Raw genomic sequence first — 22,711 nt, forward strand, 5'->3', positions numbered from 1 at the left:
AGACTACGGACATAGAACCGATAAGGAAGTAGATATGTCTTCAATCGCTGTTACCCCACAAACGCTGGCCCGCTACGGTATCCATCAGGCTACCGAGATCGTCTATAACCCAAGTTACGAACAACTGTTTACCGAGGAAACCCGCGCCGATCTGCCGGCGCTGGAGCGCGGTACGCTGACCCGGCTTGGCGCCGTTAACGTCGATACCGGCGAATTCACCGGCCGCTCGCCGAAAGACAAATACATCGTGCGTGACGACACCACGCGCGATACCGTTTGGTGGTCCGATAACGGCACCGGCAAAAACGACAACCAACCGCTGTCGCCGGAAGTCTGGCAACACCTGAAAACCCTGGTGGGCAATCAGCTCTCCGGCAAACGTCTGTTTGTGGTGGATGCATTCTGCGGCGCCAATGCCGATACCCGCCTGAAGGTGCGTTTCATCACCGAAGTGGCCTGGCAGGCGCACTTCGTCAAGAACATGTTTATCCGCCCGTCTGACGAGGAGTTGCAGGATTTCGAGCCGGACTTCGTGGTGATGAACGGCGCCAAATGCACCAACCCGGACTGGCAACAACAGGGGCTGCATTCAGAAAACTTCGTCGCCTTCAATCTGACCGAACGCATTCAGTTGATCGGCGGCACCTGGTACGGCGGCGAAATGAAAAAGGGTCTGTTCTCCATCATGAACTACCTGCTGCCGCTGCAAGGCATAGCCTCCATGCACTGCTCGGCCAACGTCGGCGAACAGGGTGACGTGGCGATATTCTTTGGCCTGTCCGGCACCGGCAAAACCACCCTCTCCACCGATCCCAAACGCCAGTTGATCGGTGACGACGAACATGGCTGGGACGACGACGGCGTGTTCAACTTTGAAGGCGGCTGTTATGCGAAGACCATCAAGCTCTCGCAACAGGCCGAGCCGGAAATTTATCAGGCGATCCGCCGTGATGCGCTGCTGGAAAACGTACAGGTGCTGGCAGACGGCAGCATTGACTTCGATGACGCCGGCAAGACCGAGAATACCCGCGTCTCCTACCCGATCGACCACATCGAAAACATCGTCAAACCGGTGTCCAAGGCCGGCCATGCCAAGAAGATCATCTTCCTGACGGCGGATGCCTTCGGGGTATTGCCACCGGTTTCTCGCCTGACGCCGGAACAAACCCAGTATCACTTCCTGTCCGGCTTTACCGCCAAGCTGGCCGGTACCGAACGCGGCATCACCACGCCAACCCCCACCTTCTCCGCCTGTTTCGGCGCCGCGTTCCTGACGCTGCACCCGACGCAGTACGCCGAAGTGCTGGTGAAACGCATGGAAGCGGCCGGTGCCCAGGCCTACCTGGTGAATACCGGCTGGAACGGCAGCGGCAAGCGTATCTCCATCAAGGACACGCGCGGCATTATCGACTCGATTTTGAACGGTGAGATTGAGCACGCCGAGACCTTCACCCTGCCGATCTTTGGCCTGGCGGTCCCGACGGCGCTACCGGGCGTTGATCCTTCAATCCTCGACCCGCGCAAAACCTACGCCGATGAATCGCTATGGCAGGAAAAAGCACAGGATTTGGCACAGCGCTTTATCGATAACTTCGCCAAATACACCGCGACCCCGGCCGGCGAAAAGCTGGTGAGCGCCGGGCCCAAGCTGTAAACACAGCCTGTTTTATCCGGGCGCCTTCAGGCGCCCTTTTTATGTCGCTAAAATGCAAAACGCCCAATGAAGTTCATCGGGCGTTGGCAGGCTGAGTGGTGACAACCTATTGCACCTTGTCTGCATCGCTTAAGGCACGAACACGCCGCGGAAACGCATTTTTCCAGCGGCCAGCCGCTCGTAGGCTTCCTCCGCTTGATCCAGCGAGAAAGTCTCGACGATCGGTTTCACTTTACCTTTGGCCGCGAGATTGAGCACCTCGCCCAGATACTGCTGCCCGCCGTGTGTCGAACCTATGACCCGCTGGCGCATCATATGGAATGGCACGCCGTCGGACGAAATAGCAAAGGGTTTGCTGAAATCCAACCCGCAAAGCACGACGCGGCCGTCAACTCTCAACCCCGTCATCGCTTCCTGAGCGGAATCGAAATCATTGGTTGTCACCAGCAAAATATCTGCGCCGCCGATCTCCAACAATGCCTTTCCTGACTCGACGACCCGATCGGCGCCCAGTTGCAATGCCAAAGGGTGCTTATCCGGCGAATGAGTGATGGCGATCGTCTCGAAACCGCAGGCTTTCGATAGCTGCAACGCGACGTGTCCCAGGCCGCCAATCCCCAAAACGGCCACCTTCTCGTGGGGTTGTGGCGCGGCATCGCGAAGCCCGCTCCAGGTGGTATAACCGGCGCACATCATGGGCGCGGCATCCACATAGGGCAGCCCATCCGGCAACAACACAGTGCCTTCGGCAGCGATGGCGATATATTCGGCATGCCCACCCTGCGCGACGAAACCTGTGGTACGCGGTGAGACGCAATTCATCGCCGTTTGCCCCGTTAAAGGGCGGTTCTCGCGACAATAGGCGCAACGCCCACAAGATGACTGCACCCATGTCGTACCGACGCGATCGCCAATCTGACGCGTATGCACGCCGGCGCCGACCTCAACCACTTCGCCTACCACTTCATGGCCAGGGGTCTGCGGGTAGATATCCCCGCCGTAGCCTTGCGTAGACCATACATCGGTGTAACACATTCCTGAAGCATGCACTTTTACCAATACCTGACCTGGTTCGGCCTTGGGCATCGGCACTTGCCAAACTTCCCAAGGGCGATTGGCCCCCGTCATGACGACGGCTTTCATCTTCTTTTCCATTGCGGGTTCCTTGCGTTGCGATGGCAGTTAATATGCGCCGATATACTCCAGCGCCTTGCCATGCAAGCGTAAGGCACGCCCATTATCGCAACAATGGCGGCCAGCCTCACTGTTGAAGTGAATGACATTCATCAATCGAAGGGACGGAGGAAAAGCACGCAAGCGAGTTATGGCTGCGGTTGTTGCGCACCGCGAATGCAGCTTATCAGCGCCTTCAACCCGTTCGACACATGACGATGACCGGAATAATAGAGGCACAATCCCGGGTATGACGGGCACCACTCCTCCAACACGCGTTCAAGGCGCCCTGCCCGCAGCGCTTCGATTGCCAGGTGATCGGGCACAAAGGCGATGCCAATACCGTCGATGGCGGCATCGACCATTAAAGGTTGATCGGTCAACGTGAGTGGGCCGGTAACATTTATCGATTCCGCGAAGCCATGGCGTTCGAACTCCCAACGATAAATGGCCCCGCTGTCGAAACGAAAACGGATGCAGTTATGGCGCAGCAGATCTTGCGGCACCCTCGGGCGCCCGTGCGCGGCGAAATACTCGGGCGCGGCGATGACGGCAAAGCGCACGGGTTCGCTGACGCGTATTGCGACCATATCCTGCGGCACAGCGTCGGCCAGACGGATCCCGGCATCAAACCCATCGGCAATGATATCGCTGAGTTTGCCGTCACAGACGATATCAAGGTGGACCTGCGGGTATGCAGCCAGAAAGCGGGCCAGCAGCGGGCGTAAAACCATACGGACCGCGCCTTCACTGGCGTTGATCCGCACCGTGCCGCTGGGTGTCCCGCGAAAATCGTCTACCTCTTGCAAGGCATTGCTGATGGAAGACAACGCAGGGCGCAGTTTAGCCGCAAGCTGCTCTCCCGCGTCGGTCAGCGATACGCTGCGCGTCGTGCGATTGAACAATCGAACGGCAAGGCGTTGCTCCAGATTTTTCACTGAATGACTGACCGCCGATGGCGTCACCTCAAGCTCCACCGCCGCCGCATGAAAACTGCGATGCGTCGCGACGGCGAGAAAAACAGTCAGGGCAAAGAGATCGCCATTTTTAAATTGGTGAGCGTTGTTCATTTTATTGGCCAGAAATAGTGAGACAGTATCAATAATGAACATGCCATACTTCAGCGAAAGCCACAACAATGCGGGGCTCGGCCCCTTAATCCCGTACCAAGCCCGGCAGCACCAGCGCCAACGCCGCAGCAATGCGGTTGTCGATGTCGCTGCCCGGCGGCAACAGTCCAAGCGCCATCTGGCGCAAGGGTTCGGCCATCACCATCGCCAGCAGCAGATCGCTGGTCTGCGCGCAGTCCAACTCACGCAACCAGCCGTGCCGTTGTTGGCGCTGCAGCCAGTCCGCCACAATGGCCCGACCGCGTTCAATGCCGTTACGCTGATAGGTTGCCAGCAACGCCTCCCGCCCAGGGAACTCGCTCTGCAACAGGCGAAAGACACCCAGGCGCTATCCGCCGCCATCTGCGCCCGTATCGGCTTCGGCGAGCAGGTGGCGCTGGATGACAATGGCGACCCTCGCGACGGTGAAATGCTGCATTTGGCGCGTGACACGCCTTACGGCTGCGTGCTGCGCAGCCGCTTCCTGCTGGGTAAATCCTGTGCGAACGCGCATGACGAGCTGCCGGACGAGATTGGCTTTAATCTGATGCGCCACTGCTATAACGAATTCAGCTATCTGGCGCAATTCCTGCCGTCGTTGTACTACGCCGAAAATGGCCGTGAGGCGGCGCCGTTACCCTGGTGAATCCCCTTCACACTTCCCGTTGAAAATAATTGATTGTTTTGTCATATGAATTTAGAACTGGATGACAACAATTCAAACGCACGGGAACGGGAATGGACGCACAAACGACGGTTATCGACGCACGCCAGTCACGCCAGGCATTGCTGGCCGGTTCGGTCGGCAATTTTATCGAATGGTATGAATTTGGCGTTTACGGTTTTCTGGCCACCGTCATCGCCGCCAATTTTTTCACCCTGCAGGGTGAAAGTGAAATCACCAGTCTGATCCTCACCTACGCCGCCTTCGCGCTGGCCTTTTTCTGCCGCCCGATCGGCGCAGTGATTTTCGGCCGCATCGGCGATCGGATCGGCCGCCGCCCGACGCTGATTGCGGTATTGCTGCTGATGACCCTGGCCACCGCCCTGATCGGTGTAATGCCGACCTACGCCGCTATCGGCGTCGCCGCCCCGCTGCTGCTGACCCTGCTGCGCATGTTTCAGGGGTTGTTCGCCGGTGGCGAGTTCGGTGGTGCGGTGTCGCTGATGACCGAATTCGCGCCCAAGGGAAAGCGTGGGCTGTACGGCGCCTGGCAATCGCTGACCGTGGCATTCGGGCTGTTGGCCGGTGCAGGTCTGGTCGCCTTGCTGGCCGCGCTGCTGACGCCGGAACAGTTACATGACTGGGGCTGGCGCATTCCCTTCCTGTTGGCGTTGCCGATGGGGGCGGTGGCACTGTGGCTGCGGCTGAAACTGCAGGAAACGCCGACCTTTAAACAGGCGCAGCAAAGCGGCGGCGAAACGGCGCAAGCGCCGGAAGTGTCGCTGGGCGGCGTGCTGAAAACCATTCTGATCGGCATTGGCCGCATGATGGGCTGGTCCGCCGCCGGTTACACCTTCCTGGTAGTGATGCCGTCCTACCTGCAAACCTCGCTGCACGCCACCTTCCAGCAGGCGCTGGTGGCCACGGTGCTGGCCAACGTCGGCTTCGCCCTGACCATTCTGCCCGCCGGCATTCTCAGCGATAAGCTGGGGCGCAAAACGGTAATGTTGACGGCAGTCATCGCGGTGATCCTGTTTACCTTCCCGCTGCTGCACCTGCTGCAAGACCCGCAAAGCTCGCTGCTGACCAAAGGCATGGCGGTATTGATCGCCGGGGCGGTGGTCGGGATGCTGGCCGGCCCCGGCCCGGCAATGCTGGCGGAGATGTTCCCGACCAAAGTGCGCTACACCGGTCTGGGGCTGGCCTATTCGCTCTCCAACGCGGTATTTTCCGGTTCAGCGGGGTTAATCATCACCGGTTTGATCAAACAGACCGGCAACCTCGATATCCCGGCTTATTACGTGGTCGCCACCTCGGTGGTCAGCCTGTTCGCACTGATGACCCTGCGGCGCGACGATCATCTGCGCTCGCTGAACGCGCGTTAATCCCGAAGGGGCGCATAGCGCCCCAAGTTCGATCCGTTGCGCAATTTTTGTGCGCCGTTATAGTGCATCCCCCCAAGCACCGTTCCTATGCCCCCCTCATCCCGCAAGCAAAACGCCTGATTATTTATAATTATTAATAAGTTGAAAAATAATTCCCGCTGCCGTTCGCAGTTGGCCCTTAACTTGCTCCGTCTTGTATATACATGGACGGACATTACCGACACGGACATCACTATTTCCCACCAGTGCGAAAGACGAGGGTTCCCCCATGAAGCAACCAATAAAAACGCTGCAAAAAGTGCTCGCCACCGCCTGCTGCCTCAGCATGCTTGCCGCTCCGGCGTTGGCCGCCGAAGCCCCCTTGTCCAAGCCGGAGGCCGGCACCTTCAAAATGGGCATCGAACCCTGGCTGGGCTACGGCCAATGGCACGTAGCCAATAATCTTGACCTGTTCAAACAACAGGGGCTGGACAAGGTGGATATCATCAACTTCGCCGAAGATAAAGATATCAACGCCGCACTGGCCAGCGGCCAGATCGACGCCGCCAATATCGCCACCCACACCGCCATGGGCATGGTGTCCGCCGGTCTGCCGGTCAAAATCGTGCTGCTGCTCGATCAAAGCCAAACCGCCGACGCGCTGATTGTCGGCCCAGGCATCAAAACGCTGAGCGATCTGAAAGGCAAACAGGTGGCGTACGAAGAAGGCACCACCAGCGACATCCTGCTGCACAGCGCCCTCGCCTCCGCCGGAATGAAATGGAGCGACATCGTACCGGTTCCGATGCCTGCCGACGCCGCAGGTAGCGCGCTGATCGCCAAACGCGTCAGCGCCGCCGTCACCTACGAGCCTTACCTGAGCATGGCGAAGAAACAGGATGCCGGCGTGAAGATGCTGTACAGCGGCGAATCCGATCCGGGCCTGATCAGCGACGTGCTGGTGGTGCGCGACGAGGTGATCAAGACCAAACCGGGCCAGGTCGCCGCCATGATTAAAAGCTGGGATGCCGCGTTACGGCATTATCAGCACAACACCGCGGCGGACCGGGCAATCATCGCCAAACAGGTGGGCGCCAGCCCGGCCGATCTGGCCAGCGCGTTTGACGGCGTGAAGTACTACTCGCTGGCGGAAAACAAACAGGTCCTGAGCGAGCACTTCGCCAAACACACCTTCGCCCACGTGCTGAAAGCGGCCACAGAAGCCAAGCTGGTGAGCAAACCGGTCACGCCGGAAAAGCTCATCGACGCGCGATTCGTTAACGGTCTGTAAGCCGGATTAGCGCCGGCCGGCGGTTTATGACCGGCGCAATGCCCCATCAAAGGAAAAACCCGATGAGCTCTATAAAACTCGATGCGCCTGACGCGCGCACTCATCTGAAAACCGCCCCACCGCCTGGGCGGCGCAGGCGCAAGCCGCTTGGGCTGATGGTGATCGGCAAAACGCCGTCGCGCGGGCTGTTCGTCGCCATCGCCGTGGCGGTGTTCGCGCTGCTGCTGTTGAGTTGGTGGCTGGCGACCCGCAGCGGCGCGGTACCGGCGATTTTTATGCCCACGCTGGACGGCGTATGGCAGCGCATGGTCAGCCTGGCGCAGGACGGTACGCTGTGGAGCGATATTCGCAGCAGCCTGTACCGGATCTCGGTGGCCTTCCTGATTTCGTCGGTGATGGCCATTGTCATCGGCGTGTTGGCCGGTTGTTACGGTTTTTTCAAAGCGGTCACCGAACCGCTGGTGGATTTTGTCCGCTATATGCCGGTGGTGGCCTTTGTGCCGCTGACCATTTTGTGGACCGGCACCGATGACGTGCAGAAATTCCTGATCATCTGGATCGGCACCTTCTTTCAACAGGTACTGATGGTGATCGACACGGTAAAGCGCGTGCCGGGGGATTTTGTCGGTCTGGGGCGCACGCTCGGCATGCCGGACCGCAATATCCTGTTCAAGATCGTGCTGCCCAGCGCGCTGCCGGGCATCTGGGATGCGTTGCGCATCAGCCTCGGCTGGGCCTGGACCTGGCTGGTGCTGGCAGAACTGGTGGCCTCCACCTCAGGACTGGGTTACCGCATCGTGGTATCGCAGCGCTTTTTCCAGACCGACACCATCATCGGCTACATCCTGCTGCTGGGGCTGCTTGGGCTGATCACCGATCAACTGATGCGCGCCGGCGAGCGCGTGTTGTTCCGCTACAACGCGAGGCGTAAATAATGGCGACCCTAACCCTCAATGGCCTGAACAAAAGTTTTCAGTTCGGCAAACGTGCACGCCAGGTGCTGCATGACATCGATCTGACGCTGCACGACAACGAGTTCGTCTCTGTGGTCGGCAGTTCCGGCTGCGGCAAAAGCACCCTGCTGTCGATCGCCGCCGGGCTGGAGGATTTCGACAGCGGCAGCGTGCGCGTTGACGGCGTGGACATTCGCGGGCCGGGCATAGATCGCGGCGTGGTGTTCCAGTCCTATACCCTGCTGCCGTGGCTGACCGCCCGCCAGAATATTGAATTCGCCCTGAAGGCGGCGGGCTATGGCCGCGGCGAATGCCGTGACATCGCCGGCGACCATCTGGCGCTGGTCAAGCTGACCGAATTCGCCGATGCCTATCCCAACGAACTGTCCGGCGGCATGAAACAGCGGGTGGCGATTGCCCGCGCGCTGTCCTACCGGCCGAAAATACTGCTGATGGATGAACCCTTCGGCGCGCTCGACGCCATGACCCGCCACCAGATGCAGCTGCTGCTGACGCGCATCTGGGAAACCCATCGCCTGACGGTAATGTTTGTCACCCACGATATCGAAGAAGCGGTCTACTTGTCGGACCGCATCGTGGTGATGGGGCCGGGCAAAATCAATACCACCTTCCAGGTCGATCTGCCGCGCCCGCGCAGTGAAGAAGTGAGCGGTGACGCACGCTATATCGATCTGCAACGTCAGGTTCTGAAATCCATCCGGGAACAGGCTTCCCAACACGAATTAGCTTAGGAGCATTCCCATGTCGCACACAGTGACCTTTCACGATCTCAGCCACAGCCGGCAATTGCCGGAAGCCCTGTTCCAGCGCACCGAAGCCGACTTGTCGTTTTTTATCGAGCGAGTGCAGCCGATTATCGCGGCGGTACGCGATGAGGGCGATGCCGCGCTGCAGCGCTTCGCACGGGAATTCGACGGCGTGCAGGCCGAGCGGATGTCGATTCGCGTCGAACAAAGCGAGTTCGACGACGCCATGGCGCGGCTGGATCCCGCCGTCACCGCCGCTATCGCCTATGCCGCAGGCAATATCCGCGCGTTTCACGAAGCGCAGAAACCGGAGGAGATGTGGCTGAAAGAGATGCAGCCCGGCGCTTTTGCCGGCGATCGCCATCTGCCGATCGATTCCGTAGCTTGTTACGTGCCGCGCGGCAAAGGCTCGTTCCCCAGCGTACTGCTGATGACCGCGATCCCGGCGCTGGTGGCGGGCGTACCCCGGCCGGTGGTGATCACTCCGCCCGGCCCAGATGGCAAAGTCGATGACGCGACGCTGGTGGCGGCGCAGTTGGTCGGCATCCGCGAAATTTACAAGTGCGGCGGCGCGCAAGGGGTGGCGGCCGTGGCTTATGGCACAGAAACGGTGCCAAAGTGCCTGAAGATCGTCGGCCCCGGCAGCCCCTGGGTGGTGGCCGCCAAACGCCAGTTGGCGCAGTTGATCGATCCCGGCGTGCCAGCCGGCCCCAGCGAAAGCATTATTTTGGCCGATGACAGCGCCAACGGTGCGCTGGCGGCGTTGGACTTGATCATTGAATCGGAACATGGCCCGGACTCCTCCGCCTGGCTGGTGACCTCCAGCCGTCGGGTAGCGGAACAGGCGATCGCCGCGCTACCGGGTTACTGGGCGCAGCTGGACGAGAAACGCGCCGGCTTCTCGCAAAGCGTGCTGTGCGGTACCCATGGCGGTGTGGTGCTGACGCAGGACTTCGCCGCGGCCGTGGCCTTTGTGAATGGTTATGCACCGGAGCATCTGGAGATCCTGGCGGAAGAGCCGCTGGCGGTGATGGGCCAAATTCGCAATGCCGGTGAAATCCTGCTGGGCAATTACACCCCGGTGACGTTAGGCAACTTTGTGCTCGGCCCCAATGCGGTGCTGCCGACCAATGCCGCCGCCAAAGTGGCCGGGCCGCTGTCGGTATTCGACTACATGAAACGCATTTCGGTGGGTTACGTCACCCGCAGCGGCTACGACGCGTTGGCGGAAAAGGCGCACGGGTTTGCCCTGTATGAAGGCTTCCCCGCACACGCGCTGGCGGTGTCACCGCTGCGTAAAACTCTGCTCGATCGTCAGCCCTGAACAGGCAGCGAGGTTACGATGACCGACAATCCTATTCCCCGCGCCGGCCGGGGTGAACCCCTGGCGGCGCAGGCCAGAGCGCTGACCCACGCCGACGAATGGCAGCAGGCGGCGGACAAACTGCGCCGACTGGTGCTGGAGATCACCGGAGTGGCGGTGGGCGAATTGACCATCAACCGCGATCAATACAGCCTGAACTCGCTGAACGGCCAGTTGCAATTGGCCGACGGCCGCGGCCTGTTCTTTAAATACCACCACGAGGAAGGCGAAGACCACACCATCGAGGAGTATTACAACGCCGAGCTGCTGCGCAATAACGGTTTCCGCGTCGACGTGCCGCTGTATGCCTGCGGTGAGCCGGGGCGGCAGATCCTGTTGTACCGGTTGCGCCACGATCGGCGGCTGGCCGACGTGTGCCGCGAGATTGAACTGCAACAGAGCTGGCCGCTGATGGCCCCGGTGGTCGATGCTCAGCACCGCGCCGATGCGGAGATCCTGCAGATGACGCTGCCGACGCTAAAAATCGGCCAGCCTGCGGCGGTAGCTCGCGAGCCGATCCACCAGCTGTTTCATCACCGGCTGGTTAGCCCTGGCGCCACGCCGGGATTGGGCGGCCGGGTGGCGCAGTTCTACGTAGGCAAAACCTTCCAACTGGTGCAGCAAGAATTGAGCTGGGCGCAATTGCAGGACCTGCAATGGGAAATCAACGGCGTGCGCTATCGCCATACGTTGGGCGAACTGCTGTTGCAGGCCGGCGAGTTGCTGGCCCCGGCTGCACTGGCGCAGCACGGCGTCGTGATCGCCCACGGCGACGCGCACAACGCCAACGTATGGTACGAAACCGATCGCCCGCCGCCGCAGTTGGTCAGCTTCGATCCGGCTTTCGCCGGGCGCAATATCCCGGCGCTGCTGGCGGAGATCAAAGCGACTTTCCACAATATTTTCGCCCATCCGTTCTGGTTGTACGAACCGCAGCGCTGCGCGACGCATTACCGGGTGGCTGCCCGGCTGGAGGGGCAAAGGCTGATCGTCGAGCATGACTGGCAGTTGACGCCCTTGCGCGCCGCCTTCCTGCAGGACAAAGGTGCGTTGTACTGGCGGCCATTGCTCAGCGAACTGACGACGCGCGGCTGGTTGCCGCATAACTGGCGGCGGTTGATGCGGCTGGCGCTGTTCTGCTGCCCGACGCTGGTGCTCGATCTGCGCGCCGGCGGCGGCAGCGGCCATACGCCGGAAAGCTCGGCGCTGGGTTTCGCCATCGCCATGATGCTGGGCAGCGAACCGGTCGACGGCAAAGACGTAGCCAGCCGTTGGTTCACCGCCATAGACCCGCAGTTCGGCGGTAAGGCATGAAAACCGGGCGCTTTAGGGCAGAAGCCTGCTGAAACCCATTTCGGTTCCCTGAGGAGAAGTTATGCAAAACACCCATTTACCGCCGGGCCTGGCCCCTTTTTCACTGCGCGGCAAACGTGCGCTGATCACCGGCGCTACGCGGGGCATTGGCCAGGCGCTGGCGATCGGGCTGGCGCAGGCCGGTGCGCAGGTGATCGTCGCCGGGCGACAGCGCGCCGCGCTGCAAGAGGTGGTGCAACAGCTGAACAACTGGGGGGAGCACCCGGAAATGCTGCTGCTGGATGTCCAGGATCCGGCGTCGATTGAAACCGCCTTCGCCACGCTGGCGGGCAAACCGCTGGATATCCTGATCAACAACGCCGGTATCGAACGCCTGTGCCCGTCGCTGGAGGTGGATGAAACGCTGTGGGACAGCATCGTCGGCACCAACCTGAAAGGCGCTTTCTTCTGCGCGCAGGCGGCGGCGCGCCTGATGGTCGAACAGGGCAGCGGCAGCATCATCAACCTGTGCTCATTGACCAGCGAGGTCGGCGTACCGGGGGCTACCGCTTACGGCGCGTCGAAATCCGGGCTGGCGGGCATGACGCGCGCGCTGGCCAGCGAATGGGCCACCCACGGGATCCGGGTCAACGGCATCGGGCCGGGCTATTTTCAGACGGCGATGACCGAGGTGTTTTACCAGGATAACGGTTGGCGCGAGTCCATGCAGGATAAAATCCCGCTAGGCCGCTTTGGCAAGCTGAGCGACCTTACCGGCGCGGCCATTTTCCTCGCCGGCCCGGCGGCGGCCTACATCACAGGTCAGATCCTGTATGTCGACGGCGGTTATCTGGCCAGTATCTGAAGGCGGGCCGGGGGCGAATGCGCCGGCCCCGGCCTCTTTCCAGCCTCTTGCATCCATCCAGTGATGATGATCACAACGCAAATATGTTAACGTTAACTTTTGTGATTAACATCGCAATCCCTGACGTTGGTGGCTTTATTTGGTCAAAGGTTAACGTTAACAATAAGACTGACATCATCCATCAGGGCATCTCACATGAACCGCGAAACAAAAAAATATTATGTGCTTCTAAGCGGCCTGTTGTTCTTCTTCTTCTTCACCTGGTCGGCCAGTTTTTCACTGATCTCCATCTGGCTAAACCAGAAAATCGGCCTGAAAGGCACCGAAACCGGCCTGATCTTCTCGGCCATGTCGATCATGGCGTTGTGCGCGCAGCCGCTGTACGGGTTTATTCAGGACAAACTCGGGCTGCGCAAGCATCTGTTGCTGTTTGTCGGCACGCTGCTGCTGCTCACCGGGCCGTTCTTTATCTATGTTTACGCCCCGCTGCTGCAAACCAATCTGGTGGCCGGCGCACTGGTTGGCGGCCTGTTCGTCAGCCTGGCGTTTAACGCCGGCATTGGCGCGCTGGAATCCTATACCGAGCGCGTCAGCCGCATCGTCGGCTTCGAGTTCGGCCGGGCGCGCATGTGGGGCTCGCTGGGCTGGGCCAGCGCCACCTTCTTTGCCGGCTTTATCTATAACATCAACCCGAACATCAATTTCTGGATCGCCTCGGCCTCGGCGGCGGTATTCCTGCTGTTGCTGTGGCAGGTGCGAGAGTTGAAACCCAACGCCATGGCCGGGCTCGAATACGGCAAACCGGAAAACCTGAAGTTGCAGGACGCCCTGGCGTTGCTGCGCCTGCCGGGGTTCTGGGCGCTGGTGGTGTTCGTGCTCGGCACCAGCATCTACGGCGTCTTCGACCAGCAGTTCCCGGTGTACTTCGCCTCGCAGTTCGCGACCCACGAGGAAGGCAACCGCATGTACGGCTTCCTTAACTCGCTGCAAGTGTTTCTTGAGGCCGGCGGCATGTTCCTGGCGCCGCTGCTGGTCAACCGTATCGGTATCAAACAAAGCCTGCTGCTGGCCAGCAGCGTGATGGCGGTGCGCATGTTCGGCTCCGGCTTCGCCAATGGCGCGCTGATGATTTCCGCCATGAAACTGCTGCATGCCGTAGAACTGCCGATTCTGCTGGTGGCGATGTTCAAATACATCACCACCCGCTTTGACAGCCGCCTGTCCTCCACGCTGTACCTGGTGGGCTTCCAGTTTATCAGTCAGATCGTCGCCGGCATTCTGGCACCGCTGGCCGGTCTCGGCTACGACCGCATCGGCTTTGCCGACACCTATTTGCTGATGGGCTGCGCCGTCGCCGGTACCACGCTGGTTTCCTGCTTTCTGTTGCGCGGCGAGACTCCCGCCCGCGCACCTCAATTTCAATCCACGATAAAATCAAGTGAGCCAATCCAATGAACAATGCCTTAGCTCAAGCCGACCATGCGGTCGAAACCCTGCGCGCCCAGCGTCAGGACGATTATTACCCGCAATTTCATCTGGCGCCGGCCGCCGGCTGGATCAACGATCCCAATGGGCTGCTGTACATTAACGGCGTCTATCATGCGTTCTATCAGCACCACCCCTACGACGAAAACTGGGGACCGATGCACTGGGGCCACGCCATCAGCCGGGATCTGGCGCACTGGCAGCACCAGCCGATAGCCCTGGCACCCGGCGACGACTACGACAAAGACGGCTGTTTCTCCGGCTGCGCGGTGGACGATAACGGCGTGCTGACGCTGATCTACACCGGCCACGTCTGGCTGGACAAAGTGGGCGATGACGATCAGGTGCGCGAGGTGCAGTGCCTGGCCACCAGCGAGGACGGCGTACATTTCGTCAAACACGGGCCGGTGCTGGCGCCGCCGGAAGGCATTCAGCATTTCCGCGATCCCAAGGTCTGGCGCGAGAATGACGGCTGGTGGATGGTGGTCGGCGCCAAACAAAACGGCCTCGGGCAGGCACGGCTTTATCGTTCGAAAGATCTGCGCAGTTGGCAATTTGACCGCGTGCTGGACGGCGCGCAGACGCTGCATCAGGGCTATATGTGGGAGTGCCCGGATTTCTTCCCGCTCGGCGAAAAACAGGTGCTGCTGTTCTCGCCGCAGGGGCTGGCGGCGCAGGGTTACCGCCACCGTAACCGCTTCCAAAGCGGCTATTTGCTCGGTCACTGGCAGCCGGGCGCCGATTTCAACGTCACTCGACCTTTCTGCGAGCTGGACGCCGGGCATGATTTCTATGCGCCGCAAACTTTCACCGCCGCCGACGGCCGCCGCCTGCTGTTCGCCTGGATGGACATGTGGGAATCGCCGATGCCGAGCAAGGCGCAGGGTTGGGCCGGTGCGCTCACCCTGCCCCGCGAACTGACGCTGAATGCCGAGGGCGATGTGCTGATGAACCCGGTGCGGGAGTTGGCGGCGCTGCGCGGTCTGCCGCAGACGTTTGCCGCAGCGCAACTGCGCAACCAACGCCAACTTCTGGCGGAAAACCTGCAAGAGCTGACGCTGTCGTTGGATCTGGCCGCCAGCGATGCCGAACGCTACGGTATCGCCATTGGCGACGCCGCGCGGCTGTACGTGGACAACCAGGCCCACAGGCTGGTATTGGAGCGTTTCAGCGAGGAACCGGGCCTGTGCGGTTGCCGCAGCGTGCCGCTGCCGGCGGGCGACACATTGTCGTTGAGAGTATTTATCGACCGTTCATCGCTGGAAGTGTTCGTCAATCAAGGCGTTGCCTGTCTGACCAGCCGCATCTACCCGACCGACGGCCGGCGCGGCGTGAGCCTGTTTGCCGAAAGCGGCCAGGCGCAGTTTGAAGCGCTACAGGGGTGGGAACTGGCGAGCATCTGGGCCTGAAAATCCTCGGCGCCTGACTGGCAGGGCACGCTTGTCGTGCCCTGTTTCGCTCACATCGATTCGCGCAACAACAGCGGGCAGGCCACCTTCACCGTCTCGCAGTGTTCCAACTGGTTAATCAGATGCAGCGCCGCCTGACGGCCCAGTTCGTAATGCGGCAGTTGCACCGTGGTCAACGGCGGCAGGAACAGTTGGCCGATGCCGACCATGTTGTCATAACCCAGCACCCCCACCTGCTGCGGGATCTGCCAGCCCTGCGCCAACAGCACCTGATACACCATAAACGCCACCCGATCGTTGCCGCACACCACCACATCGCAATCGCGCCGGCCCGGTGCGAAATGCCGTTCCAGCAAGGCCACGCAATCGCGGTAGCGCTCATCGCCGTCGCTCAAATCAAGGTGATATTGCTTGAGTTGGTCTACGTCGCCGCCCGCGTCACGCCAGGCGCGCTCCAACCCGCGACGGCGCAACCCGGCCGCCAGCGTGTTTTCCGGCAGATGAATGCACAGCGGCGCACGGTAGCCTTTGGCGATCAGCGCGCGTATGGCGTCGTACTGGCCCTGTTCGTCATCCGGAATGTAGCTGGCAACGCTGTTTCCCTGACTGACGCAGTTGGCCAGCACCAGCTTTTTATCCAGTAACTTGGGCGGCACTGTGACCTGCCGCAGCCCCATGGTGGTGAAAATCACCCCATCCGGCCGGTGCGCCAGCAGCAAATCTATGGTGTGCTCGGCGCTGTCGTCGGCGAACAGGTTGACCACAAAGCTGTTCCAGCCGTGTTCGCGCGCGGTCTTTTCGATCGACAGGATCATTTCCACCGAGAACGGCGTGGTGGCGGTGTCCAGCGCTAACACACCGAGCGTCTGCACCCGGTTGCTGTCGCCGCGAATGCGCCGGGCCGAGAGATCGGGTACGTAATCCAGTTGGTCGATCGCCTGCTTGACGCGCTGGTAGGTGTCTGGCCGCAGTTTGCCTGGCTCGTTGATGGCGCGGGAAACCGTCATCAGCGACACCCCGGCAAGTTTTGCAACGTCTTTCAGCGAGGCCATGCGCCCTTCTCTGTGTAGGATGGAAAACCAAATAATCCCACAACTTAACGCCGGACTCTACCCCTTGCACATTCTGTCGGCCAGTTCATGTACCCGCTGCATGGCTTGCGCCAACTGGGTAACGGTGACAGGGTGCGGCATGTTGGCCATATCCGGCGCTTCAACCGCCGCCGCCATAATGGCGTTGATGGCTTGATTGTCCAGATCGTCGGCGATATCCGCCAAATGCAGCGGTATCCGGCAGGCCTGCGCCAGCCGCAAGGCAGCCAGCAGTTCCTCGTCGCTGCGCTGTTCCAGCGCCAGCAGGCACAGGTTGCCGTAACCGACCAACAGGCCATGACCAAAATGGCGCGTCTTGTCGCAGACGGTGAAGCCTTCAAACAGCGCATGGGCCGCTGCGGCATGTGCCCCGCTGCCCATGACCGACGTCAGCCCGGCAAACAGGAAGATGGCATCCAGCGCCTGCTCCAGCGCAGCGTCGGCCTGGCATAACTCCGCCGCCTGGCAGGCCGCAGCCCCGTATTCTTCAATCAGTTGGTAACAGATGCGGCTGTTGGCCTGCGCCGCCAGCGCCATGCCGTTCAGTGCCGGCGGGTGGCCGATGGCGCGATACTCATACCATTTCGCCAGCGTATCCCCCAACCCGGCCGCCAACCAGCGGGCGGGTGCCGCGGCCAACAGTTGGCTGTCAATCACCGCCGCCGCCGGGGCATGCGGCAGATGCAGCATGTCGCGAAAGTGGCCGTCGTCATGATAGCGAATAGACAACGGCGTAACGGCAGCGCAAGTGGCGGCAATGGTCGGCACGGTGATGACCGGCAATCCGCAAGCCGCTCCCACCGCCTTGCCGGTATCAATGGCCTTGCCCCCACCCGCCACGATCAACACCTGCGCCGCCGCTGAATGCGCCACTGCGCCCAGCCGCGCAATCTGCGTTTCACTGCATTCGCCGCCATACTGCTCGCAGCCAACCCGCTCCACCGCCGCGGCACGCAGGCAGTTGCCTATGCGCGCTTCGGTAACCGCCAGCCCACGCGCACCGCCGATCAGCATCGCCCTTGAACCGTAACCGGCGCACAGCGTACCGATCTCCTCCAATGCTCCGGCGCCGCGTATCACGCGCGCCGGGAAAGCGATTTGCGCTAAAGACATCTCAGGCTCCTTATCCTCGTTCATTCACCGGCCGCAGCAGATGCGGCCCCAATTCCTGCACGCTGCTACAGCCCAGTTGCGCCAGCGTGCGGTCAATTTCCTCGCTGAAAATCCGCAGTGCCTGAGTCGCGCCAGCCTGCCCAGCCAGCGCCACGCCGTACAACAACGGGCGGCCGAGCAACACGGCATTGGCACCCAGCGCCAGCGCTTTCACCACGTCGGTGCCGCGCCGAAAGCCGCTGTCGATCAGGATCGTCGCCGTCGGCCCACAGGCAGCACGCACCGCCGGCAACAGGCTGATGGGGGCAACGCTGCCGTCGAGCTGGCGGCCGCCGTGGTTGGACAGCACTATGCCATCCGCCCCGGCATCGAGCGCCTGACGGGCATCCTGAGGGTGCAAAATGCCCTTCACCAGCAGCTTGCCCGGCCAGCATTGCCGTACCCAATCCAGCGTTTGCCAGTTCAGCGCGGCGTCCATCTCGCGGGCGAAATAAGCGGCCCCGCTCAGGCCCCGCTGCCGCTCCGCCGGCAAATAAGGTTGCAGATTGCCGAAACCGGGCATGCCCGCCGGGCGCAAGGTATGCCACAACCAGCGAGGGTGCAGCGCCACGTCGCACAGGCTGGCGAGGGAGAGTTTCATTGGCCGCCGGTAGCTGCGCCGATCGCGCTCGCGGTTGCCGAAATGCACCGCATCCACCGACAGCACCAGCGTGTCGCAGCCCGCGGCCAGAGCGCGTTGCAACAGCCCGGCGGTCACCTGCCGATCGCGCAGCACATACAGCTGGAACCAGTGCTGCCCCTGGCCATCGGCGGCAATCTCCTCCAACGAGGCGGTAGATACCGTGCTCTGAATATAGGGAATGCCGAACGCCCGGGCGCTGCGCGCCAGCATCAAATCCGCCTGATAACGCAGCATGCCGTTGTAACCGGTGGGCGCAATCAGCAGCGGTGCCGCCAGTTCCTGCTGCCAAAGCCGAATGCTTAACGTGCGGCGGCTGGCGTCACGCAGCACCGGCGGCACAAACTGCCATTGGCTGAACGCCACCCGGTTACCGCGCAGCGTGTGTTCATCTTCCGCACCGCCCGCCAGGTAACGGTAAGCGAAACGCGGCAGGTAGCGCCGCGCCGCACGCTGCAAATCCGCCACGTTGAGTATCGCCCCGCTCATCCGCGCGCCGCCTCCGCCAGCACCTGTCGCAACGCGCCGAGGAAGCGCCGGTTGTCCGCCGCGCTACCGATCGAAACCCGGATGAACCGCTGATAACCGGCTTCGCGCCAGGGTTTGACGATGATGCCGTGCGCCAGCAACGCTTCGGCTATCCGCTCGCTCGGGTAACCGCAATCAAAGAACAGGAAATTGGCGCTGGACGGCGCCACCTGCAGCCCCAATGCACACAGCGCCGCCGCCATCGCCGCACGCGCTTCACTGACCCAGGCGACGCTGTCGGCCACATGCTGCCGGTCGCGCAATGCTGCCAACGCCGCATTTTGCGCCGCCCGGTTAATGTTGAACGGCGTGCGTACCCGATCGAGCAACGCCACCAGCTCGGCGTCACAGGCCAGTCCGTAACCGACACGCAGCCCGGCCAGCCCGTAAGCTTTGGAGCAGGTGCGCAGCACAATCCACGGGCGGTCCTGTAACGGCAGCAGCGCCAGGCTGTCCGGGTAGTCCGCCAGGTCGGCGCAGTATTCGTAATAGGCCTCGTCGATCACCAGCAGGCAGTCTTGCGGCACGGCGGCGATCAATTGCAAAAAGTCATCGCGTCCGAGCATGCAGCCGACCGGGTTCGACGGGTTGCTGAACACCACCATCTTGGCCGGCCGTTGCAACGCCAGTCGCCAGGCGGCCAGATCGAACTCCAGCGCCTGATTGACCGCCACCAGCGTCACCTCCGCCCCCATCATGCGCGGGTAGATTTCATGCAGGCCAAACGACGGCAGCAGGGTCACGACCCGGTCACCCGGATTAACAAACGCCAGACACAGCATTTCCAAAATGTTTTCAGAACCGTTGCCGATCACCACCTGCTGCGGGGGAATGCCGGTCAGGGCGGCGATTTCCGCCCGTAGCGCCTGGCTGTCAGGATCCGGGTAAATGCCGCTATGCTGAGCCAAATCGCTCAGCGCCTGTTGCACCAGAGGGCTGGCGCCAAGCGGGTTTTCGTTGCTCGCCAGACGGGTAACTTCTGTGACGCCGTAACTATTGCGCACCGCCTCGCTGGACAACCCGGCGTTATAGGCGCCGAGCGAACTTGCCTGCCGGCGCGCCAGGCGGCGCACCGCCTGTGCTGCGGAAGAAATGGCTTGCATCCTCACCTCACGGGTTAATTATCGGTAAAGTCAAAAAGCGCATGACCCCCTTCCCGGCGAATGGGAGGGGTCATGGTCTGACGGGGTTTAGTGCAGGCTTTGCAAGGTTTCGCTGCGGATCTCTTCCGTGACCTGCGCCTTGATCGCCATAAACTCCGGCGACGTTTTCAGGGTGTAATCGCGCGGATGCGGGAAATCGACCGGCACTTCGGTTTTGATCCGCCCCGGGCGCGCGCTGAAAATCGCCACCTTGTTGGCCATAAAAATCGCTTCATCGATGTCATGCGTCACGAACAGCACCGTTTTGCGCGAAGCCTCCCAGATGTTGAGCAACAGCTCTTGCATCATCACCCGCGTCTGGTTATCCAGCGCGCCGAAAGGTTCATCCATCAACAGGATTTTCGGATCGTTGGCCAACGCCCGGGCGATGGCGGTGCGCTGCTGCATGCCGCCGGAAAGCTGGCGCGGGAAATGCCGTTCAAAGCCGCACAACCCAACCTTGTTGATGAAATAGTCGCTGCGTTCTTTCTGCAGCACCGCGCCCACACCGCGTTCCTGCAGGCCAAAACGGATGTTTTGCTCCACCGTGAGCCACGGGAACAGCGTATAGCTCTGGAACACCATGCCGCGATCGGCGCCCGGCCCTTCCACCCGCTGACCATCCAGCCACACTTCCCCCTGCGTCGGGCTGTCCAGCCCGGCAATGATGCGCAGCAGCGTCGACTTGCCGCAGCCGGAAGGCCCGAGAATGGTGATGAAATCATTCTCCTGCACCTGGTAATCGACCGGCAGCAGCGCCTGCGTCTGTTCGCCATGCGGCCCGGTAAAAATTCGCGATACGTTTCTGACATTGAGCTTGTCGGCTTTCATCGCAGAGAACTCCAGATAAACAGGCGTTTGTTAGCCGCCTTGAACAGCAGATCGGACAGCAGACCGATACAGCCGATGACGATAATGCCGAAGATAATCTGCCCAGTGTTCAACAGCGCCTGGCTGTCGACAATCATGTGGCCGATACCGCTGGAAGAACCGATCAGTTCGGCGACAATCACGTAAGTCCAGGCCCAGCCGAGCACCAAACGCAGCAGTTCGGCAATCTCCGGCGCCGCGCCGGGGATCAGCACCCTTCGTACCACGCTGCGATTGGAGGCGCCCAGGGTATAGGCCGCCTCCACCAGATCGCGCCGGGCGGCGCCGACGGTCACCGCCACCATCAGCACTATCTGGAAGAACGAGCCGATAAAGATCACCAGAATTTTCTGCATTTCGCCGATGCCGGCCCACAGGATCAACAGCGGCACAAACGCCGATGCCGGCAGATAGCGGCAAAACGAGACAAAGGGTTCGAGAAACGCCTCCACCAGTTTGTACGAACCCATCATGATGCCGAGCGGCACCGCAATGGCCGCCGCCAGCAGGAAACCGCTCAGCACCCGGAACACCGTCATGCCGATATCCAGCGAGAAATCGTACTCGGTGAACAGCAGTACGCCTTCGCGCAGCATGGTGAGCGGATCGGCCAGAAACGTCGGCGACACCAGCCCGGTGAAGGTCACCAGCCCCCACAGCGCAACGAACAGCGCGAAGAAGGCCAGGCCGAGAAACCAGCGCAACCGCCCGGCAACCGGCCGCAACGGCACCATCATCGGGTTATGCCAGTGCGGCTTGGCGGGCGGCAGCGCCTCAGGCTCCCGTTCCAGTTCCGCCACTGGACTGAGGGGTGAATTCATTTCGGACTCCTTCATGGCTGGTTTACGTAGCTGGCGTCATACAGCGTGCCGATGTCCGGCAGTTTGCGGATCACGCGCATTTCCAGCAGCAGCGCCGCGGCCTCTTTGCTGAAATCGGCGATTTCGCCGCTGAAGAACTTGCGGTTCTGCTCGCGATCCTGCCAACGCAGGTAGCCGGCGGACTCGGCAAACTGCTTGCCGCTGGATTTCACCGCCGCCCCCATGATTTCGTAGGATTTATCCGGCTGCGCCTTGATCATGTCCAACGCGTCGAAATAGCTCTCCACCAGCGCTTTCGCCGCCTGCGGGTTTTTCTTCAACCAGTCCGGCGTGCAGCCCAGCGTATCCATCACCATCGGGTAATCCAGCGTAGTGGCCAGGATTTTTCCTTGTTTGGGATTGTCGCGGACCGTCGACAGGTAAGGTTCGTAGGTCATCGCCGCGTCGTTCTGCCCGGCATTGAAAGCCTGCGCCGCCGCCTGCGGCGACAAGGTGGCCAGCTTGACGTCTTTCAGCGTCATGTGGTTTTTGTCCAGGATCCACGCCAGCGCAAAATAGGAGGAGGTGCCGGGCGCATCGACGCCCACCGTCTTGCCCTTCAACTGCGCCACGCTGCTGATGCCGTTGCGCACCGCCAGCCCGTCGGCCCCGTAAGATTTGTCCAACTGCACGATTTGCGTGATTGGCACGCCGTTGGCGTTCCAGGCGACGTAGGTTTCCACCGTGGTGGCGGCGCACTGCACCCCACCGGAGGCGATCGCCAGATGGCGGTCTTTCTGCGGGATCATTTTCAGATCGACATCCAGGCCATGCTTTTTGAAAATCCCGGCCTTGTCCGCCAGCGTTAACGGAGCGAAGCCGGTCCAGCCGGAGATGCCAATCGCCACCGGCGTATCGGCCGCCTGCGCCGCCGTTGCCGTCACACCGCAAAATCCCGTCGCTGCTGCCAGGATCGAAAGTGTCCCCATTGCCGTTTTCACGGAAAAACCCTTGCTCATGCTGTGCTCCTGTCTTGCCGATAAAACGCCCCCACCGCGGGCGCCAGAATGGCTCTGTATAGTCTTGTCTATACAAGCA

At 61.2% G+C, this 22,711-nt stretch carries 20 protein-coding genes and 1 pseudogene; 11 read left to right on the forward strand and 10 right to left on the reverse strand.

The features are described from left to right. The first annotated feature begins 34 nt into the window (after positions 1–34). Entirely contained in the window at positions 35–1,654 is a 1,620-nt protein-coding gene (pckA, locus tag V2S86_RS09215) for a phosphoenolpyruvate carboxykinase (ATP) (RefSeq protein WP_330762160.1), read from the forward strand. 129 nt (positions 1,655–1,783) lie between these two features. On the opposite strand, the gene V2S86_RS09220 is transcribed toward pckA, so the two are convergent. The 3 genes and pseudogenes from V2S86_RS09220 to V2S86_RS09230 all read right to left on the reverse strand — a co-directional run. Next, positions 1,784–2,809: an alcohol dehydrogenase catalytic domain-containing protein gene (locus V2S86_RS09220; protein ID WP_330762161.1), complete on the reverse strand. Its 1,026-nt coding sequence runs from the start codon at positions 2,807–2,809 to the stop codon at positions 1,784–1,786. 167 nt (positions 2,810–2,976) lie between these two features. Beyond that, the gene (locus tag V2S86_RS09225; protein WP_330762162.1) at positions 2,977–3,897 is read right to left on the reverse strand and encodes a LysR family transcriptional regulator; all 921 of its coding nucleotides are present in this window, start codon (positions 3,895–3,897) and stop codon (positions 2,977–2,979) included. Between the two features lie 85 nt (positions 3,898–3,982). Continuing rightward, a pseudogene (locus V2S86_RS09230) lies at positions 3,983–4,282 on the reverse strand (TetR/AcrR family transcriptional regulator C-terminal domain-containing protein); the annotation flags it as partial. Here V2S86_RS09230 and V2S86_RS09235 point away from each other — a divergent pair. The 10 genes from V2S86_RS09235 to V2S86_RS09280 all read left to right on the forward strand — a co-directional run bounded on the left by V2S86_RS09235 (position 4,163) and on the right by V2S86_RS09280 (position 15,390). Then, on the forward strand, positions 4,163–4,582 hold the full coding sequence (locus V2S86_RS09235) for a DAPG hydrolase family protein (RefSeq protein ID WP_442996138.1): 420 nt from the start codon (positions 4,163–4,165) through the stop codon (positions 4,580–4,582). The pseudogene V2S86_RS09230 and the gene V2S86_RS09235 overlap by 120 nt on opposite strands. Before the next feature lie 92 nt (positions 4,583–4,674). Next, positions 4,675–5,985, forward strand: coding sequence for an MFS transporter (locus V2S86_RS09240; RefSeq protein ID WP_330762163.1), 1,311 nt, complete (start codon positions 4,675–4,677; stop codon positions 5,983–5,985). Between the two features lie 268 nt (positions 5,986–6,253). Then, complete coding sequence (locus tag V2S86_RS09245) at positions 6,254–7,255, forward strand: ABC transporter substrate-binding protein (RefSeq protein WP_330762164.1); 1,002 nt, start codon at positions 6,254–6,256, stop codon at positions 7,253–7,255. Positions 7,256–7,317: 62 nt separating this feature from the next. Beyond that, positions 7,318–8,190 carry an ABC transporter permease gene (locus V2S86_RS09250; RefSeq protein ID WP_330762165.1) on the forward strand — a complete coding sequence of 291 codons (873 nt, stop codon included), beginning with the start codon at positions 7,318–7,320 and terminating at the stop codon, positions 8,188–8,190. Beyond that, positions 8,190–8,960 (forward strand): ABC transporter ATP-binding protein, encoded by a 771-nt coding sequence (locus V2S86_RS09255; RefSeq protein WP_330762166.1) that lies wholly within the window; start codon positions 8,190–8,192, stop codon positions 8,958–8,960. The genes V2S86_RS09250 and V2S86_RS09255 overlap by 1 nt, the downstream gene beginning before the upstream one ends. 10 nt (positions 8,961–8,970) lie before the next feature. Then, complete coding sequence (hisD, locus tag V2S86_RS09260; RefSeq protein WP_330762167.1) at positions 8,971–10,299, forward strand: histidinol dehydrogenase; 1,329 nt, start codon at positions 8,971–8,973, stop codon at positions 10,297–10,299. Positions 10,300–10,317: 18 nt separating this feature from the next. Beyond that, positions 10,318–11,652 carry a hypothetical protein gene (locus V2S86_RS09265; RefSeq protein ID WP_330762168.1) on the forward strand — a complete coding sequence of 445 codons (1,335 nt, stop codon included), beginning with the start codon at positions 10,318–10,320 and terminating at the stop codon, positions 11,650–11,652. A gap of 61 nt (positions 11,653–11,713) precedes the next feature. Continuing rightward, positions 11,714–12,496 carry an SDR family NAD(P)-dependent oxidoreductase gene (locus V2S86_RS09270; protein ID WP_330762169.1) on the forward strand — a complete coding sequence of 261 codons (783 nt, stop codon included), beginning with the start codon at positions 11,714–11,716 and terminating at the stop codon, positions 12,494–12,496. Positions 12,497–12,691: 195 nt separating this feature from the next. Further along, a complete protein-coding gene (locus V2S86_RS09275) occupies positions 12,692–13,951 on the forward strand; it encodes an MFS transporter (protein ID WP_330762170.1) in 1,260 nt (419 codons plus the stop codon). After that, complete coding sequence (locus tag V2S86_RS09280) at positions 13,948–15,390, forward strand: glycoside hydrolase family 32 protein (RefSeq protein ID WP_330762171.1); 1,443 nt, start codon at positions 13,948–13,950, stop codon at positions 15,388–15,390. Before V2S86_RS09275 ends, V2S86_RS09280 begins: the two co-directional genes overlap by 4 nt. A gap of 50 nt (positions 15,391–15,440) precedes the next feature. On the opposite strand, the gene V2S86_RS09285 is transcribed toward V2S86_RS09280, so the two are convergent. From V2S86_RS09285 to V2S86_RS09315, 7 genes are all read right to left on the reverse strand, one after another. Then, positions 15,441–16,442: a LacI family DNA-binding transcriptional regulator gene (locus V2S86_RS09285; protein ID WP_330762172.1), complete on the reverse strand. Its 1,002-nt coding sequence runs from the start codon at positions 16,440–16,442 to the stop codon at positions 15,441–15,443. A gap of 57 nt (positions 16,443–16,499) precedes the next feature. Then, positions 16,500–17,594, reverse strand: a complete 1,095-nt coding sequence (locus V2S86_RS09290) for an iron-containing alcohol dehydrogenase (RefSeq protein ID WP_330762173.1) — start codon at positions 17,592–17,594, stop codon at positions 16,500–16,502. A gap of 10 nt (positions 17,595–17,604) precedes the next feature. Further along, entirely contained in the window at positions 17,605–18,762 is a 1,158-nt protein-coding gene (locus tag V2S86_RS09295; protein WP_330762174.1) for an alpha-hydroxy acid oxidase, read from the reverse strand. Further along, positions 18,759–19,904: a histidinol-phosphate transaminase gene (gene hisC, locus V2S86_RS09300; protein ID WP_330762175.1), complete on the reverse strand. Its 1,146-nt coding sequence runs from the start codon at positions 19,902–19,904 to the stop codon at positions 18,759–18,761. Before hisC ends, V2S86_RS09295 begins: the two co-directional genes overlap by 4 nt. 87 nt (positions 19,905–19,991) lie before the next feature. Continuing rightward, the gene (locus tag V2S86_RS09305) at positions 19,992–20,774 is read right to left on the reverse strand and encodes an ABC transporter ATP-binding protein (protein WP_330762176.1); all 783 of its coding nucleotides are present in this window, start codon (positions 20,772–20,774) and stop codon (positions 19,992–19,994) included. Further along, positions 20,771–21,634 carry an ABC transporter permease gene (locus V2S86_RS09310; RefSeq protein ID WP_330762177.1) on the reverse strand — a complete coding sequence of 288 codons (864 nt, stop codon included), beginning with the start codon at positions 21,632–21,634 and terminating at the stop codon, positions 20,771–20,773. The genes V2S86_RS09305 and V2S86_RS09310 overlap by 4 nt, the downstream gene beginning before the upstream one ends. A gap of 11 nt (positions 21,635–21,645) precedes the next feature. Next, positions 21,646–22,632 (reverse strand): ABC transporter substrate-binding protein, encoded by a 987-nt coding sequence (locus V2S86_RS09315; protein ID WP_330762178.1) that lies wholly within the window; start codon positions 22,630–22,632, stop codon positions 21,646–21,648. Positions 22,633–22,711: the final 79 nt, after the last annotated feature.

Source organism: Serratia sp. C2(1) (genome assembly GCF_036352655.1).
Taxonomy (GTDB): domain Bacteria; phylum Pseudomonadota; class Gammaproteobacteria; order Enterobacterales; family Enterobacteriaceae; genus Serratia; species Serratia inhibens.